A 17,561-nucleotide genomic window follows, 5' to 3' on the forward strand; every position below is an offset into this window, starting at 1 on the left:
CCCCCAATGATTATTAGCCCGCAAATAGCAGTATAAAATCTTTTATTTATATTGGTTACGTTACTGATACTCTAATATATAACCAATCTATTAGAGTTAGAATAGCGATAAATCATTTCTAAAAAACGAAACCTATTACACTTTATATGGTTTATCAAAAACTCCCCGAAAATATTTACGGTTATATTCAATTGCAGCATTATTCGGAACATAAGAAGCTGCTAATTCATTGTAATAATACGCTTTATCCTGCTCCCCTAACCTGCTATAACAAATACACATTTGTAAATAGGGTAGCCATGTGTAGCTAGCTGGACTATGGAAAGGACTTTCCGTTGCCATTGGTACTTCCGTAGCAAGTTTAAACCAAAATATCGCTTCATTATATTTTTCTTGTTCCATATATATATATCCTATTCTTGTACAATTCTCTCCTCTAGGGACGTCATACCGAAACGACTTCACACAAGATTCGATTGCCTTCTCCCACATTCCGAGCTTTGCATAGCAATCTCCTAACTTACCACATGCATAAATTTTCTCTTCATACCATCCTTCGTCTTGATTAAGAAATGTTTCATATAGAAGAACTGCATCATCATATTTTTGGTTATCCGTAGATTCATTTGCGTAATAAAATAAATCTCTCGGACTTAATTCTTCACCTGCCGCTACAGTATTTTGAAAAATTTTCAAATTACGATTTGTTACTTTTTTTTCTTTTTTATGTGTAATAGCAACATTACTACTAAAAACCTCACCAGAAATAGCTAAATACTCATGAACCTTTCCAAACCATTGAAATTGTTTTTCACGCTTTACAAGTCGATTTCTTTTTGTACAATATAAAGGTTTCCCGTTAGAATCCATTGCAAGATGATAAGGCATCGAAACAGCATCAATTTTAGGATCTAATTCTCTTTTTAAAAGTTTCAATGCTTCTTGAGCATCTTCTAATAAGACATCATCTGCATCTAGCCACAATATATACTCTTGCGTCGCTTTTGAAAAAGAAAAATTTCTTGCTGCTGCAAAATCATCAATCCACTGGAAATCATATATGTTAGAAGTGTATTTCTCTACGATTTCTTTCGTTCGATCGACGGAACCTGTATCAACTACTATAATTTCATCCACAATTTTTTCAACTGTTTCTAAACAACGGGCTATTGTCTCCTCCTCATCTCGAACAATCATACATAAACTAATTGTAATTCCTTGCTTGTTCAACATAATCACCCTCTTCCAAATCAATCATATGTTATACATATACTAAACTTTCCATTTTTTTAAATTGTTCAAGTAGTTTAAGATTTCTTTTCAATAATTCAAATGTCCGTGTCATTTTCTTTCGGTTTTGCATCTACTATATAATGAACGCTTTATGGAGGTGAATTTATGTCAAATAATAATTATTCAAATGGATTAAATCCCGATGAATCTTTATCAGCTAGTGCATTTGACCCTAATCTTGTAGGACCTACATTACCACCGATACCACCGTTTACCCTTCCGACTGGACCGACTGGACCTACGGGGCCGACTGGACCTACAGGGCCAACTGGACCTACGGGGCCGACTGGACCTACAGGGCCGACTGGACCGACTGGACCGACTGGTGGCACTGGGACTACTGGACCTACGGGGCCGACTGGTGACACTGGGGCTACTGGACCTACGGGGCCGACTGGTGACACTGGGGCTACTGGACCGACGGGGCCGACTGGTGACACTGGGGCTACTGGACCTACGGGGCCGACTGGTGACACTGGGGCTACTGGACCTACAGGGCCGACTGGTGACACTGGAGCTACTGGAGCTACTGGACCGACTGGGGCTACTGGACCGACTGGACCGACTGGACCATCCGGACTAGGACTTCCAGCAGGATTGTATGCATTTAACTCCGCTGGAATTTCTTTAGATCTTGGACTAAATGCTCCAGTACCATTTAATACTGTTGGATCTCAGTTTGGTACAGCAATTTCTCAATTAGATGCTGATACTTTCGTTATTGCTGAAACTGGATTCTATAAAATCACTGTTATCGTATATACTGCGGCAATAAGTGTATTAGGGGGGCTTACAATCCAAGTAAATGGGGTATCTGTACCAGGTACTGGGGCTACTTTAATCTCAGTTGGAGCACCTATCGTTGTTCAAGCAATTACGCAAATTACGACAACTCCATCATTAGTTGAAGTAATCGTTACAGGACTTGGGCTATCATTAGCTCTTGGTACAAATGCATCTATTATTATTGAAAAAATCGCTTAATTTTTTACTTAGCAGTAAAACTGATATCAGTTTTACTGCTTTTTCAATTTCAAATTCAATCATGAAACATTCGCTATCTACATAATCATATTGTTGTATGACATTTTGCAGGAGGCACAAATATGGAAAGTAAATCTGCTGTTCAGCTTTATCTCGAATTGCTAAAGAAGACCATTTTATTTGAAATATGGTTAGAATATGAGGCATACTTACCCGCATCTCTACATATTTCAAAAGAACTAGAATTCGAACCAGTTACAGTCCCCCTCCCTTTATTCATTAAGCAATATGCTGAAAACCATAACTTAAAAATTGTAAAACCAAATGTTTCTAAAAGTGAACGTCATGATGGAATGGATTGGCCAAGAGCAGCACATAGCATGATTGGTCGAGAACGTATGAACCAATTACAAGAGGCGATGGAAACCGTTGTTCGTGAAAATATAGAAGGTGATTTTATTGAAACAGGTGTATGGCGCGGAGGATCATGCATTTTTATGAATGGTTTTTTACAAGCAAACAACATTACGGATCGTAATGTGTGGGTTGCAGATTCATTTGAAGGTTTGCCAGCACCGAATCTAGAACAATATCCAAAAGATTACGGTGATTATTTACACACATTCGATTACTTACGCGTCTCTTTAGAACAAGTACAAGAGAATTTCAAAAAATATGATTTACTAAATGATCAAGTGAAATTTTTAAAAGGTTGGTTTAAAGATACTTTACCAACAGCACCAATTGAAAAAATAGCAATTGCACGGCTTGATGGTGATATGTACGAATCCACAATGGATGGTCTCGTGAACTTATATGATAAAGTTTCTAAAGGTGGCTATATAATTATCGATGACTACGGGCTACCGCCATGCGCTGAGGCTGTGACAGACTTTAGAAACCAACGAAATTTAAAAGCCCCTATTACTAAAATTGATGTATTTGGCGTTTATTGGAGAAAAGAATAAAAAAAGATTTAATCTATAGGAGATTCCATTTTCACTCATTCTTCTCTCACTTCTAATCCAATTAAGTATTCTTTTTCGGAATCTCCTTACATATAACAATTGTTTTCCTGTATTCTCTCACTACAAATTGAAAATTTTATTAATAGATTTACTGCATCTTCTCATACAAGAAAGGGGTATACTCATGAGTGAACTTAACAAAGAAATGACTTTACTCCCCCCTCCTGAACTCGTCCAATATGTAGGTGGCGACTTCAAAAAGGTTGGAAAAGAGTTCCTAAAGCATTTTATTCAAATTGGTGCTTTAAAATCAAATGAAAAAGTATTAGATGTAGGCTGCGGTGTCGGCCGAATGGCTGTACCATTAATGAATTACTTAAATGATGATGGAGCGTATTATGGATTTGATTTGTTTAAAGATGGAATTACTTGGTGTCAAAATAACATTTCAACTATGCGTAATAATTTTCACTTTGAACATGTTGACATATACAATCAATTCTATAATCCGGAAGGAAAAGAAGATGCCTCTCAATATCGTTTTCCCTATGAAGACGGAACATTCGATTTTATCTTTTTAACTTCTGTATTTACACATCTTCTCCCAAAAGAATTAGAACATTACGTATCTGAAATTGTACGTGTATTAAAAAAAGACGGGAGATGTTTCATTACATTCTTTCTTATAAACCCTGAATCATCCTATTATTTAAATGCAGGACAAAGTACATTAGGTTTTTATCATCGAATCGAAAATTGCTACGTTGTAAATAAAGATATTCCGAATTTCGCAGTTGCTTATCCTGAGACAGATATTTGCAATCTATTGAATAAGTACGGCCTAGAAATAATCAATAAGCCGCATTACGGTTTATGGTGCGGCAGACATGAATATACAAGTTACCAAGATATTGTTCTAACAAAAAAAAGCTTCTGAAAGGAAGTTATGTATGATGAATGAAAAAAATCCACCTCTCGTTTCCATCCTTATTCCTACTTATAATCGGCCTCATTATTTCAAAATTGCTCTAGAAAGTGCATTGGCACAAACTTATTCAAATATTGAAATCATCATCGGAGATGATAGTACAAATGATGAAACAGCAACTTTAATACGCGAACAATACTTACCAAATTATAAAAATATAACATACATTCGAAATACCCCTACTCTAGGACAATTTCACAATGACCTTATGCTCATAGAAAAATCAAATGGTGAGTATATAAATTTTTTAATGGACGATGACGTGTTTTATAAGCATAAAATACAAAAAATGATGACCTATTTTGAGCAAGATCCCAATAAAAATCTTGCTCTTGTTACTTCTTATCGAGTACGCATTGATGATCATGGAAATCTAATAGGTGATTCCCATCCAACACAAAGGTTATATAGTGAAGACACCCCATTAAACGGGATATTTTTAGGTAATTGGATGTTAAAGGGCGGACACAACATTATCGGTGAGCCTACAACTACTTTGTTCCGAAAGGAATTGCTCACTGAACCTTTTGGCACCCTTAAAGAGCGACAATATTCTTGTAGTGTTGATATGGCCTCATGGATTTCTTTACTTTCTAAAGGAAATGCAATATACATTTCTGAGCCTTTAAGTCAATTTCGCTACCATGCTGGACAACAAATACACAATAAGCTCCTTCAAGGTTGTGAAGATTTCACACACCTTGTTATAACAGCAAAAGAATATGGCTTTTTACAAAATACTACGGACTATAGAGCAGCTCTACTTAGTGCTTACCAATGGTGTAAAAGTTCCTTAAAATACTATCTTCATCAACTAGATATTTTTCCTGACGCACATGTACGTCTCTCTCATTGTTTGGATATAATTATTAAAGAGCTAAACAATTAAACTACTCTGCAAAATTAAAAGTGTATGGACTATATGTGAATCATTCGTATAGTTCATACATTCTTTCTCATACTATAAAGTGAAACTTTAATCAGCTCTCACCAATCGGGCTTTTACGGGCAGTTGATCCCCCACCTAACTTCTTCGCTTTCGCTGAATTTTGAGGTGGGGGTCTTACTGCCCATTAATGCGGGATAAAATCCATTACTATAAAGAGCAGTAGAAAGGAATACCTACATTGAAAGATCCAAATTCTCAATATCAAATAGACTACGTATTACTATTTATTTTATTTGCCATTGGGATTGTTAGTTGTTGTGCTATTGCAAGTGCGCAAGCCTCTTTACCGCCATTTTTACAAAACGTCAATTTTGTACTAAAGCAAATCCAATGGTATTTCATTGGATTTATAGCCATTGGTGTTATTATGATTATCGACTTCGATCGTTATCAAAAAATTGCTTGGTATTTGTACAGCTTTGCAATGGTACTACTTATTGGACTAGAACTTCAAGTACCAGGTGCCGTTACAATTAAAGGCGCTACCGCTTGGTACAGGCTCCCAGGCATCGGAAATTTTCAGCCTTCTGAAATTATGAAATTGTTTTTAATTATCGTCATTGGACGAATTATAGCAAATCATAATGAGAAATATTTTTCCCAAACGATACATGACGATTTTTTACTACTTGGAAAAATATTTGCGACAAGCTTGCCACCACTACTACTTATTGCAAAAGAACCAGATTTAGGAAACACAATGGTCATTTCAGCGATGCTTGCAGCAATGATACTAGTTTCTGGCATACGATGGCGTTTTATTTTTGGATTAGTTTCAGGTACTTTCGTTGCTGGATCTACATTAATATATATTTTTTTTACTCACACAGATTTCTTTAAAGCACACATTTTAAAAGAGTATCAATTAAATCGCTTCTACGGATGGTTAGCACCTTACAAATATGATGCACAAGGCTATCAATTAAGACAAGCATTCTTAGCGACTGGATCCGGAGAAATGCAAGGAAAAGGGTGGGAAAATGGACAAGTATATTTTCCAGAACCACATACAGATTTTATTTTCACTAATGTCGCTGAACAATTTGGCTTTCTAGGCGCAAGTGTCATTATTTCTCTTTTTTTCTTACTCATTTTTCGAATGATTCATATTGCTTTAGAAAGTAATGACCCTTTCGGTAGTTACATTTGCGCTGGTACAATCGGAATGTTTACTTTCCAAGTATTCCAAAATATCGGGATGACAATCGGATTACTTCCCATTACAGGGATAACATTACCTCTTATGAGTTACGGAGGAAGTTCACTGCTTACATACATGATTGCGATTGGATTCATTTTAAATGTTCGCTCAAGAACGAAAATCTTTATGTTTAAATGAACAACACAAAAACGCTATATTTTTATCTCTATCCTTTTTTTAGATATACTAATGAAAAATACGATGGAGGTTTAAATATGAAATATGACATTATAGGAGATATTCATGGATGCTTCCAAGAGTTTCAAAATTTAACAGAGAAGCTAGGATATAACTGGAGTAGCGGTCTACCGGTTCACCCTGACCAACGTAAACTTGCATTCGTTGGCGATATTACAGACCGTGGTCCTCATTCATTACGTATGATTGAAATTGTATGGGAACTTGTCATACATAAAAAAGAAGCTTATTACGCTCCTGGAAATCACTGTAATAAACTATATCGATTTTTCCTTGGGCGTAATGTAACAGTCGCTCACGGACTTGAAACAACTGTTGCTGAATATGAGGCACTCCCTTCTCATAAGCAAAACATTATAAAAGAAAAGTTTATCACTCTTTATGAACAATCACCGCTCTACCACATACTAGATGAAAAAAGAGTAATCGTATGTCACGCTGGGATTCGGCAAGATTACATAGGAAGACGAGATAAAAAAGTACAAACCTTTGTATTATATGGCGATATTACAGGAGAAAAGCATGCCGATGGCTCACCTGTCCGTCGCGATTGGGCGCAAGAGTACAAGGGGCAAGCTTGGATTGTATATGGACATACACCAGTAGCAGAACCTCGATTCGTCAATCAGACAGTCAATATTGATACTGGTGCTGTATTTGGTGGCAAATTAACCGGATTACGTTATCCTGAAATGGAGACTATCTCTGTTCCTTCTTCTTTACCTTTTGTCGCTGAGAAATTCCGTCCAATTTCATAACTACCTTACTTAGCGAAAGATTACCGTATTATTTAGGCAGATCTCATATAAAACTAGGTAAAGTAATTAAAAAAAGATGCAATAAAGTGCATCTTTTTTTAATTACACTACATATAATGTCGCAGGAGGTGACAGAATGAAGAAAAAATCTTCTAAACAAAAAAGAAAATTTCCCCCTTTATATCTGCCCATGTACGGAATTAACAACTGGTGTAGTATTCGGGCTGCAGCGATAGAAGAACTGGAAGAACAAGAGTCATCAAAAAAAAGCAAAGTAAAACCAACATATGTCTCTTTAGAAAATGCTGTGATGAGCCGCATAATCGATCGCAGAAAAATAAAGATGCAACAAAAAAATAAACAGCTCTCAAATCAAGATGAACAGGTAATACATTCTAATCAAACAGAAGAAAAGACGGAAGAAAATATTTCTGTAGCAATAAATAAAAAAGTGGAACCAGAAATTCCAGCTGCTATTATAAACAAAGTAAAAAAAATAAAAGAGGCATTGGCTTCATCGAATGATATACAAACTGAAAAACCACTCATAATTGAGACACCTACACCTGAAAATACAAAAGTTAAAAGGGGCGGCCGATATGCATATGCGGAAGGGCTTCACTCTCATGCGGAGGGCATGGCAGCACATGCGGAAGGCTTATTAACACACGCAAAAGGTTCTTTCTCTCATGCAGAGGGATCAAACTCAAAAGCAACTGGACATAGTTCGCATAGTGAGGGAAGTGAAACGACAGCAGGCGGAGCTTATTCTCATGCAGAGGGTAAACAGACGATTGCTTTAGGCGAAGCAGCACACGCAGAAGGAACCGCAACTATCGCTAACGGATCCTCTTCTCATGCGGAAGGTCATCATACATCAACAGCTCATTTTGCAGGTAGCCATATTATGGGGCGCTTCGGCACTGCAGAAGAAGCTTATTCTTGGTTTATTGCAAATGGTGTAAGCGACACCGACCATAATATCGGGGCTAAATGGCTTGCCCATAATGGAGAAATGTACATTGAGGGTGCGTCTTACAATGCAAGTGGAACGGATTTTGCACAAATGTTTGAAACCGAAGATCATAAACCTATTGATGTCGGTTATTTCGTTACATTTAGTAGCGAAGAAAAAATTCGGATAGCTACTTCACACGACTCGTTCATTTTAGGAATATCTAGTGCAACCCCTGCCCTTATAGGAAATAGCGGGGCTTTAAGTTGGGAAAAACGTTATAAAACAGATAACTTTGGAAAACGCCAATATGTATGGACGGAAACCGAAGAAATACAACCTCTTTTAAATACAGAATGGGATCCAACTCGCAAATATGTAGCCAGAAAAGATCGCGCCGAGTGGCTTCCTGTCGGATTAATTGGACAAATGTTAGTACGTGATGACGGCACTTGCGAAGCACATGGATTTTGTCTTCCAAATGACAATGGCATTGCTACAAAAGCCGAAAATGGATTTTTCGTTATAAAGCGTACGGGTGAAAACCAAATTTTAATATTATTCCGCTAAGAAAAAAGGGAACAAAATTCTTTATAATATAAGAATTTTGTTCCCTTTTTAAGTATGCCGCAACACTTCTTGCATATCGCTTGGAAGCTTTATAGTGAAAGACATCTCTTTCTCTAAAATAGGATGATAAAACGTCAAAGATTTACTATGAAGTGCTTGCCGTTTCATTTCATCCCTTCTCCCTCCATATAAGCTATCACCAAGTAATGGATGTCCTATATGAGCCATATGCACACGAATTTGATGCGTTCTTCCTGTCTCAAGCTCAAGCGCTACATGTGTCTTATGATATGTACTATCAATTACTTTAAAATGAGTAACTGCCCTTTGTCCATCCTCACAAACCATTCGCTCAATAATGCTATCAGATTTTCGACCAATTGGTGCATCAATCATTCCTTCTCGTTCTACAATCTTTCCGTGAACAATTGCTTCATACGTTCGTTTCACAGCTTTTTGTTGATGCTGCTTCGATAAAAGATGATGCACGAAACGATTTTTTGCAATAAGCATAAGCCCCGAAGTATCACGATCTAAACGTGTTACGATGTGCACTGTACTTGCAAGATGCTGCTTATCATAATGAGATAACAGCGCATTGGCAACACTTCCTGCCGGATGTTCTCTAGACGGAATCGTTGACATATTCGCCTCTTTATTAATGATAAGAACCGCGTCATCTTCATATATAATGCATAAAGGAATATCTTCTGCCATCATCCCTTCACTTCTTTCCTCCACTGGAAAAAAGACACGTAATTCTTCACCAGCACGCAACTGATGACGAACACTCGCATGTTGACCATTTACTTCAATTGCTCCGCCATGAAACTTTATATCCGTTAAAGCGGCTTTAGAAATACCTTTCGTTTTCAAAAATTCCCTAACTAAAGTTCCCTCTTCAGCCGGCCCTATATCCCATTTCAATGTAAATCTGTTCAAATATATAACCCTTTCTATTTATCTGCAACAAACGAGTCACGAACTCGTTTCCAGAACGGGAATGGGCGGAAACGAACAAATCGTACTTTCTCGTTTGCGACGCGATACTGGATTGATTTCACATCTTGATGAACCATCGTTAAATGATCCACTGTAATTTGTAAGTTCATTCCTGCAGCTGGCTTTAACACACATGTATGATGCTTCGGCAATACGAGTGGCGATCCTACAGTACGAAATACACGATTGTTAATGGACGCCATTTCTGCAATTTGAATCGCTTCAATAGATGGGTGAATAATTGCTCCGCCAAGCGCTTTATTATACGCGGTACTTCCTGAAGGAGTAGAGATACAAAGGCCATCTCCGCGGAATGTTTCAAAATATTCTCCGCGTATTTCTACTTCTGTTACTAATGTACCTTCTGCACTTTTTACAGTCGCCTCATTCATCGCTAAATACTGTGACTCTTTACTTCCATTCACATAGCGAATAATAACTTCTAAAAGCGGATATTCCACCACTTGGAATGGTGTTTTCGCAATCGCAATTACTAATTTCTCTACTTCTGTTGGTAACCAATCTGCATAGAAACCTAGATGTCCTGTATGTACACCAACAAATGCTGTTTCATCCAATCGATTATAATAACGATGAAACGCATATAAAAGCGTTCCATCTCCCCCAACAGAAATTACAATATCGGGTTCCTTTTCATCCATTATAAATCCAAAATCTAGCAAGTACTCTTTCATCGTGCTTGCCAGTGTATCTGATGATTGATCTCCCTTTGACATAATTGTAAATTTCATCGCCCAACACCCTTTAGTTTATGATTCGGAATCTTTCGTTTCTTGCTTTCTTGAAAAAGCCTTTTGCGCTTCTTGAATTTCAAGACGAATAGAAGACATTTCTTCATCTAATAAAAACGCCGCTTCAGCTGCACGTTGCAATCGTATTTTAATATCTTCAGGAAAACGTCCACTATATTTATAATTTAAAGAATGCTCAATTGTTGCCCAAAAGTTCATTGCTAGCGTGCGTATTTGGATTTCTACCAATACTTTTTGTTCACCTTGAATCGTTTGAACAGGATAACTAATGACAACATGATAAGAACGATAACCGCTATCTTTCTTTTGCGTGACATAATCACGTTCTTCCACGATTTCAAAGTCATTTCGTTTTCGAAGATATTCTACAACAGGCTTAATCTCATCAACAAATTGACACATCATTCTAAGCCCAGCAATATCCTGCATATCTTCTCTCAATCGGTCTAGCGGTACATTTCTCTTCTCCGCTTTATCAATAATACTTGCAACCGACTTTACCCTTCCTGTTACAAACTCAATTGGAGAATGCTCTGTTAACATTGCAAATTGAGTACGCATTCCTTTTAGTTTCACTTTTAGCTCTGCCACCGCTTGGTGGTAAGGTGCTAAAAATTCTTCCCAATTTCGATTCATTTCAACCACCACCAAAATCAATCCATTTGCTTATAGAAATACTTTTTCTACAGCAGTTACTAATTCTTCTCCGTAATTTGCATTACCTTCAATATTTTCAACTAAATATTCTACTTCTTCTTTTAATCCTTCTAATTCCATTTCAATGTCATTCACGCGAACGAACATAACCACATCGTTATTCATCGCTTCATGCATTGCTTCCCAGCATGTGTGCGGAATACTTACATAAATGAAAGATGATTCATTTTCTAAGATATATAAAAATGATAAATTGTCTGAGTCTACAAGTACGTGATTACGCGCACTTAACTCCTTTACCTCTATTTCACTATTTTCCGCACAAAAAATAAGAGCATTCTCTCTCTTTTCTACGCTCTTAACTTGGATTTTATTTTGCATGCTCTAACTCCTCCATCTCAACTTCCTGTCTTACTTAACAGTATTATTGTATCATAACATGGACGCAAACAAATAAAACATTGAACCAAATTTATGAAAAAGCGATAATGTGTAAAGAATTATTTTTCAAAAGGAGATTATACAATGACACAAGAAATTGAAATTGAATTCAAAAATATCGTTACAAAAGAAGAATTCGATACATTATGTAAATCGTTTTCTATTGAAGCATTTACAAAACAAGTGAATCACTACTTTGAAACACCTGACTTCTCGTTAAAAGAAGCTGGCTCTGCACTTCGTATTCGTCATAAAGGAGAAACTTATACGTTAACGTTGAAACAACCTGCAGAAATCGGTTTATTAGAAACGCATCAAGTCGTAACAGAAGACGAAGCAAAAATGATGATGGAAACAAACACAATCATTCAAGGAGCAGTAGTAGATCAATTACACAAATTACAAATTCCTGTTTCTGCTTTAACATATATGGGTAGTTTAACAACAGAAAGAGCAGAAACATTATTTAAAGGCGGAACGCTTGTCTTTGATCATAGTTTCTATTACAATCACGATGATTATGAAATTGAATTTGAAGTGCAAGATGAAGAAACAGGAAAAGCTGCATTTATTCATTTATTAACGCAACATAACATACCTGTTCGCCATACAAATAACAAAGTAAAACGCTTTTTCCTTGCCAAACAAAAAAAAGCACGCTAAAGTGAAAATTCCACTAGTGAATATGTTTCACTAGTGGATACATCTCACTAAAAAAGTTTACACCCGTAGAATAAGCAAAGAATCTTTGAGAAAGCTGTTTATTTGCCCTCTCGAACATTCCATTGCTACAATAGATATACATTTCATGGAAAAAGGAGTTTATAAAGGATGAGCAAGCAACCGATGACACCATTTGAAGGAATTGGCGGTGAACAATGCATTGCAATATTAGTAGATACATTTTATTCCTATGTCAGTAAACACCCTGACTTATCTCCCATCTTCCCGGAAGATTTAACAGAAACCGCTAGGAAGCAGAAGCAATTTTTAACACAATATTTAGGTGGTCCTAATTTGTACACTGAAGAACATGGTCATCCTATGTTAAGGGCACGCCATCTTCCGTTTGAGATTACTCCAAAACGAGCAGAAGCTTGGCTATCATGTATGGAGCAAGCAATGGATGATACTGGAGTTCATGGTCATATAAGAGAGTTTGTTTTTGAACGTTTAGCATTAACCGCTCAGCATATGGTTAATACTCCAAACGAAACAGGTGAAGTGTAATGGATAAGCAGGAAGCAAAGCATATAAATATGCCATCTCCTTCCGCATGCGAGCATAAGTCTGTAGAAGCATATTTATTTATTGATCCACTTTGTAAAGATTGCTGGGAAATTGAGCCTTTTATTATTAAACTATGGCTTGAATACGGGAAATACTTCTCTATTCGTCATATCGTAACAGGAAAAGTGGATGGAACGAACGCTTCCTCACACAAATGGAATAAACCTGCTAATATTCGATTTGTGTGGGAAAAGACAACCAGTTTACAAGGTTTTTCATGTGATGGAAAGGTACATATGCAAGAAGCATCGTCAACACCATATTTAGTTTCGATGGCAATTAAGGCAGCGGAGTTGCAAGGCCGAAAAGCAGGTTCGAAGTTTTTGCGAAAACTCCAAGAATACATTTTCCTTGAAAATGTATCAAACCCTGACTGCGAACTATTACTTGCATGTGCGAAAGATAGCAATATTGATGTAGAAGAATTTAAAAAAGATCTACATTCTGCTAGTGCAAAAAAAGCTTTCCAATGTGACTTGAAATTCACGAATGAAATGCATATTACAGAAATACCTTCCCTCGTCTTTTTTCATGCGAACTCAGATGAAGAAGGTATTAAAATCGCTGGAAATTATTCCTACGATGTATACGTACAATTATTGAAAGAACTTGTAAAATGTGAAATTGAGCCAGAACCATTACCACCTTTAGAAGTGTTACTAGAAGCAACACAATTTATATCTTCAAAAGAAGTAGCATTTATTTATGATTGTCCGCAACAAGAAATTGAACGCGAACTAAAAAAATTACAACTGAAACGAAAAGTACAAATGATAGAAGTAAAATGCGAACGTTATTGGAAATGGATAGCAAAAGAAAAAGACCTGGTGTAAACACCAGGTCTTCTTCTTTACGGCTTATAAAAATATTAAAGGGGATGGGAGAAATTTTCACGTTCAAACAAAGGGGTATATGTTTGTATGTGAATTCGTTCACGCTTATTATATTACAAGATTCGACGTCAGATGACAACCCCTTTTGTCGAATTTCACACTTTTGTCACATTCTAAACGTTTTCATTTTTGAATAAGCTATAAAAAAGGTCATTTAGGGGGTTTATTTATGAAAAAATCTTATATTGCTCTTCTCTTTCTAGCTGTCATCGTTTCTTTTTTCTTGTACATCCTCTCTCTACTACAAGCTTTTCCTAAAATTATTGCCTTACCTCTTTTATTCGGAATCATCGTTATCACTCTCTCTTATTTCAATTATAAAAAACGATTCAAAGGGTTTTAATTTTAAAAATCAGTCGTAAAACTATCCTTTCAGTTAGAAAAACAAAGAAATTCACCTTTCTCTCCGACAAATATCGACATTGAATCTATTCAACAAAAAGACGAGGATACAATCCCTCGTCTTTTTTCATTACTTTTCTTCAAATAATAATGCTTCTAATTCATTTAATTTCTCTTCAAATACTTGTAGTGCCTCTTTTACTGGTTCAGGAGATGCCATATCTACTCCTGCTTTTTTCAGCACTTCAATTGGATAATCAGAGCTTCCTGCTTTTAAGAACTCGTTAATATAACGTTCTACTGCTGGTTGTCCTTCTTCTAAAATCTGTTTAGATAGAGCTGTCGCTGCACTAAATCCTGTTGCGTATTGATATACGTAATAGTTGTAGTAGAAGTGTGGGATACGAGACCATTCTAAACCAATCTCTTCGTCGATTACTAAAGCGTCACCGAAATATTTCTTATTTAAATCATAGTAAATTTCCGTTAACATGTCTGGCGTAACAGCATGTCCTTCTTGTACTTTCTTATGAATAATATGTTCAAACTCTGCAAACATCGTTTGACGGAATACAGTACCACGGAACCCTTCTAAATAATGATTTAATAAATATAGACGCTCTTTCTTATCTTCTGTCGTTTTTAATAAATAATCATTTAGAAGTGCTTCATTACAAGTAGATGCCACTTCTGCTACGAAGATGGAATAATCACCATATACGTGCGGTTGTGTTTTTCTTGTATAGTAACTATGCACCGAATGACCAAACTCATGAGCAAGTGTAAATAAATTATTTACATTATCATGCCAGTTCATTAAAATATACGGATTTGTTCCATATGCACCAGATGAATATGCCCCGCTTCGTTTTCCTTTATTCTCATACACATCTACCCAGCGATTTTCATATGCCTCTTTCAAAATATCAACATATTCATCACCAAGTACGTTTAAAGATTTTAATAAAAGGTCTTGCGCTTCTTCGTATTTCACATTCATTTTCACTTCTGGTACAAGTGGTGTATATAAATCATACATATGAAGCTCATCAAGTCCTAGTGCACGCTTACGAATATCGATGTAACGGTGTAATAAATGTAAGTTGTCATTTACTGTTTCAACGAGTTGATCGTATACTGCTTCTGGAATATTATTATTGCTCAGTGCAGCTTGGCGAGCAGAATCATATTTACGAACACGCGCATTGAAATTATTACGTTTTACTGCTCCGCTTAACGTACTTGCGAATGTGTTTTTAAATTTTCCGTACGTTTCATATACAGCTTTAAATGCATCTTTGCGAACACGAGGATCATCACTTTCTAAAAACTGAATGTAACGGCCATGTGTAATTTCTATTTCTTCTCCGTCTTCCCCTTTAATAGATGGGAATTTTAAATCCGCGTTATTCAACATACCGAATGTATTGCTTGATGAACTCATTACTTCAGATGCTTCCGCTAATAAAGCTTCCTCAGCTTCTGATAATACGTGCGGGCGTTGACGTGTAATTTCTTCTAATGCATGTTCATATACACTTAAATCTCTATTTTCCTTCAAGAATGTTTGCAATGTACCTTCTGAAATCGATAAAATTTCAGGCACAATATACGCTGTGCTACTAGATACTTGTGAATATAAATTTGTTGCACGATCATTTAATGCTTGATATACAGAGTTTGTTGTATCTTGATCGTAACGCATATGAGCATATGTATATAACTTACCTAATCGCATTGATATTTCATCTTCATATTGCAATGCCTCAAGTAAATTGTCCGCAGAGTCACCAAGTTTCCCTTTAAATTCAGTTAACTTCGGTAATAGCTCTTTAATAGCTTGGAATTCTTTTTCCCATTCTGCATCCGTTTGGAAAATATCTTCTAATCGCCACGTACTTGCTTCTTCAATCTCGTTGCGATCTGGTAATGCTTTCGCTTTGTTTTGTTCAGACATTCTTTAAGCCCTCCTTTAAATATCTCTACTTAAGTACAATTCGTTTTTTCTTATGTAATTCCTTCACAATCATTCTTTATTATATCCGCTTTTCCTCCTCTCATGTTAAAATTTGCCTCAAATAAAGATAGCGCATGTATTAAGCAAATCTCATCATGTTTCATAATTTCCTCCTCTGTTTTTAACATCACGGCATCCCTTATTTTTCGGTACGTATAAGTTCCCACTTTACGTAAAACACCTATATAGCATAAAAATGTCATATATTCAGTAACTGCCATTTTCCATATGTGCTGCGAAAAGTACGGAAGTATCCGCCTTTTCGTATACCTTTTTACATAACTACACACGTATTGAAGAGAAATACACTCTCCCACTGCAAGCTCTCCTATACACTTCATATATAGAAAAGCTTGCCATATAAATGGGTTTGTTTGAAAAGCAAATCCAGAAGGGAGTGGAACACCAATTTCAGAAGGAAAGCTCGCTGGGGTACATTTAAATTGATATAAGAGGCGTAATAATGACTTATAATTATAATTCCAAATCGGTAAGGCATTTTGGCGAAAGTTTTTCTTTCTCTTCTTCCACTCTTCACCCAATCTTTCTTTCCCGAAAGGAACAGGAGAAAAAAGCATTTCAAAAGTAGTCGCATCAGTTGGTAAATATATAGTATGTGAGAAAAAAACATTTGTAGAAAAGGGAGTGACAAATGCACATTTCATAAATGATTTTTGTTTCGGACAGAAGAAAATAAGAAGTGGCTGAGGATAAGATTGTAAGGAGAAAGCCATAAGTGAGGAAAATTTCATCCAATATGCAGATTGCTTTTTCAATTGATTTCCACCAACGATCCAAATGACCTGTATACCAGCTTGCCAATACGAATATGTTCTTTTGTACAGCTGCTCTATAGCGAGGTTTGCACATTGGTATTCAATTGCAATTTTTCTACCCGCCCTCTCTACAAAAACATCTGGTCGCTGCTTAATTTCTGGGAGGTAGTACTCTATATCCACCTGAAAGTTTTGACGTTTGAACCATCTATATAACAATTCTTTGCCATGCATATGATACTTTGATTCCGCTTCATAAAAGGCAAGACATGAATCCACTTTTTTATGAGCAAAATGCCAACTTTTTTGTTTCCCTAATTTCATTTGCACTTCCTTTCCGCAAGCTACACAAAAGAATCGTTCCTGTTGGCGCATACGGCGCAAAAGCTCTTCATTACAATTATAGAGTAAATGAATTTTTTCTCCGTTTTCTCTTTTAGCTATAAATATCGGAATCACACCCTTTCAGCTCCTTATATTCTACAATTTATTACAAATTCCTTTTA

The 17,561-nt window shown here is 36.3% G+C and carries 18 protein-coding genes; 11 read left to right on the plus strand and 7 right to left on the minus strand.

The window, feature by feature from the left end; all coding sequences use genetic code 11:
* Positions 1–135: 135 nt before the first annotated feature.
* Positions 136–1,233: a glycosyltransferase gene (locus ACTFR3_RS13685; protein WP_000932913.1), complete on the minus strand. Its 1,098-nt coding sequence runs from the start codon at positions 1,231–1,233 to the stop codon at positions 136–138.
* Between the two features lie 165 nt (positions 1,234–1,398).
* Between ACTFR3_RS13685 and ACTFR3_RS13690 the strand changes: the two genes are divergently transcribed.
* The 7 genes from ACTFR3_RS13690 (at position 1,399) to ACTFR3_RS13720 (ending at position 8,864) form a co-directional block, all read left to right on the plus strand.
* Positions 1,399–2,277 carry a BclA C-terminal domain-containing protein gene (locus ACTFR3_RS13690; RefSeq protein WP_086402115.1) on the plus strand — a complete coding sequence of 293 codons (879 nt, stop codon included), beginning with the start codon at positions 1,399–1,401 and terminating at the stop codon, positions 2,275–2,277.
* 122 nt (positions 2,278–2,399) lie between these two features.
* Positions 2,400–3,245: a TylF/MycF family methyltransferase gene (locus tag ACTFR3_RS13695; RefSeq protein ID WP_000444381.1), complete on the plus strand. Its 846-nt coding sequence runs from the start codon at positions 2,400–2,402 to the stop codon at positions 3,243–3,245.
* 184 nt (positions 3,246–3,429) lie between these two features.
* Entirely contained in the window at positions 3,430–4,182 is a 753-nt protein-coding gene (locus ACTFR3_RS13700) for a class I SAM-dependent methyltransferase (RefSeq protein ID WP_001292843.1), read from the plus strand.
* A 13-nt stretch (positions 4,183–4,195) separates the two neighbouring features.
* Positions 4,196–5,122: a glycosyltransferase family 2 protein gene (locus ACTFR3_RS13705; RefSeq protein WP_000980807.1), complete on the plus strand. Its 927-nt coding sequence runs from the start codon at positions 4,196–4,198 to the stop codon at positions 5,120–5,122.
* Positions 5,123–5,360: 238 nt separating this feature from the next.
* Positions 5,361–6,521: an FtsW/RodA/SpoVE family cell cycle protein gene (locus tag ACTFR3_RS13710; protein WP_000654702.1), complete on the plus strand. Its 1,161-nt coding sequence runs from the start codon at positions 5,361–5,363 to the stop codon at positions 6,519–6,521.
* 77 nt (positions 6,522–6,598) lie between these two features.
* Positions 6,599–7,339, plus strand: a complete 741-nt coding sequence (gene prpE, locus ACTFR3_RS13715; protein ID WP_000872698.1) for a bis(5'-nucleosyl)-tetraphosphatase PrpE — start codon at positions 6,599–6,601, stop codon at positions 7,337–7,339.
* 136 nt (positions 7,340–7,475) lie between these two features.
* Positions 7,476–8,864, plus strand: coding sequence for a peptidase G2 autoproteolytic cleavage domain-containing protein (locus ACTFR3_RS13720; RefSeq protein ID WP_000730517.1), 1,389 nt, complete (start codon positions 7,476–7,478; stop codon positions 8,862–8,864).
* A gap of 48 nt (positions 8,865–8,912) precedes the next feature.
* Here ACTFR3_RS13720 and ACTFR3_RS13725 read toward each other — a convergent pair whose 3' ends face one another.
* The 4 genes from ACTFR3_RS13725 to ACTFR3_RS13740 are packed head-to-tail and all read right to left on the minus strand — an operon-like array spanning position 8,913 to position 11,677.
* Positions 8,913–9,806 (minus strand): RluA family pseudouridine synthase, encoded by an 894-nt coding sequence (locus ACTFR3_RS13725; protein ID WP_001079134.1) that lies wholly within the window; start codon positions 9,804–9,806, stop codon positions 8,913–8,915.
* Positions 9,807–9,820: 14 nt separating this feature from the next.
* On the minus strand, positions 9,821–10,618 hold the full coding sequence (locus ACTFR3_RS13730) for an NAD kinase (RefSeq protein ID WP_000673190.1): 798 nt from the start codon (positions 10,616–10,618) through the stop codon (positions 9,821–9,823).
* An 18-nt stretch (positions 10,619–10,636) separates the two neighbouring features.
* On the minus strand, positions 10,637–11,275 hold the full coding sequence (locus ACTFR3_RS13735; protein ID WP_001081482.1) for a GTP pyrophosphokinase: 639 nt from the start codon (positions 11,273–11,275) through the stop codon (positions 10,637–10,639).
* Between the two features lie 30 nt (positions 11,276–11,305).
* Positions 11,306–11,677 (minus strand): hypothetical protein, encoded by a 372-nt coding sequence (locus ACTFR3_RS13740; RefSeq protein WP_001180003.1) that lies wholly within the window; start codon positions 11,675–11,677, stop codon positions 11,306–11,308.
* A gap of 144 nt (positions 11,678–11,821) precedes the next feature.
* On the opposite strand from ACTFR3_RS13740, the gene ACTFR3_RS13745 reads away from it, so the two are divergent.
* The 4 genes from ACTFR3_RS13745 to ACTFR3_RS13760 all read left to right on the plus strand — a co-directional run bounded on the left by ACTFR3_RS13745 (position 11,822) and on the right by ACTFR3_RS13760 (position 14,263).
* Positions 11,822–12,400 carry a CYTH domain-containing protein gene (locus ACTFR3_RS13745; protein WP_000191121.1) on the plus strand — a complete coding sequence of 193 codons (579 nt, stop codon included), beginning with the start codon at positions 11,822–11,824 and terminating at the stop codon, positions 12,398–12,400.
* A 168-nt stretch (positions 12,401–12,568) separates the two neighbouring features.
* Positions 12,569–12,967: a globin domain-containing protein gene (locus ACTFR3_RS13750; RefSeq protein WP_000043390.1), complete on the plus strand. Its 399-nt coding sequence runs from the start codon at positions 12,569–12,571 to the stop codon at positions 12,965–12,967.
* Complete coding sequence (locus ACTFR3_RS13755; protein WP_000360645.1) at positions 12,967–13,860, plus strand: ClpXP adapter SpxH family protein; 894 nt, start codon at positions 12,967–12,969, stop codon at positions 13,858–13,860. Before ACTFR3_RS13750 ends, ACTFR3_RS13755 begins: the two co-directional genes overlap by 1 nt.
* Before the next feature lie 229 nt (positions 13,861–14,089).
* Positions 14,090–14,263, plus strand: a complete 174-nt coding sequence (locus ACTFR3_RS13760) for a hypothetical protein (protein ID WP_000750355.1) — start codon at positions 14,090–14,092, stop codon at positions 14,261–14,263.
* Between the two features lie 129 nt (positions 14,264–14,392).
* Here the strand turns inward: ACTFR3_RS13760 and pepF are convergent, their stop codons facing one another.
* Entirely contained in the window at positions 14,393–16,219 is a 1,827-nt protein-coding gene (gene pepF / locus ACTFR3_RS13765) for an oligoendopeptidase F (RefSeq protein WP_017656431.1), read from the minus strand.
* Positions 16,220–16,269: 50 nt separating this feature from the next.
* Positions 16,270–17,514 carry a competence protein CoiA gene (locus tag ACTFR3_RS13770; protein WP_086401878.1) on the minus strand — a complete coding sequence of 415 codons (1,245 nt, stop codon included), beginning with the start codon at positions 17,512–17,514 and terminating at the stop codon, positions 16,270–16,272.
* Positions 17,515–17,561 lie beyond the last annotated feature (47 nt).

The sequence above is a fragment of the Bacillus cereus group sp. MYBK14-1 genome (assembly GCF_051916885.1).
GTDB lineage: Bacteria > Bacillota > Bacilli > Bacillales > Bacillaceae_G > Bacillus_A > Bacillus_A cereus.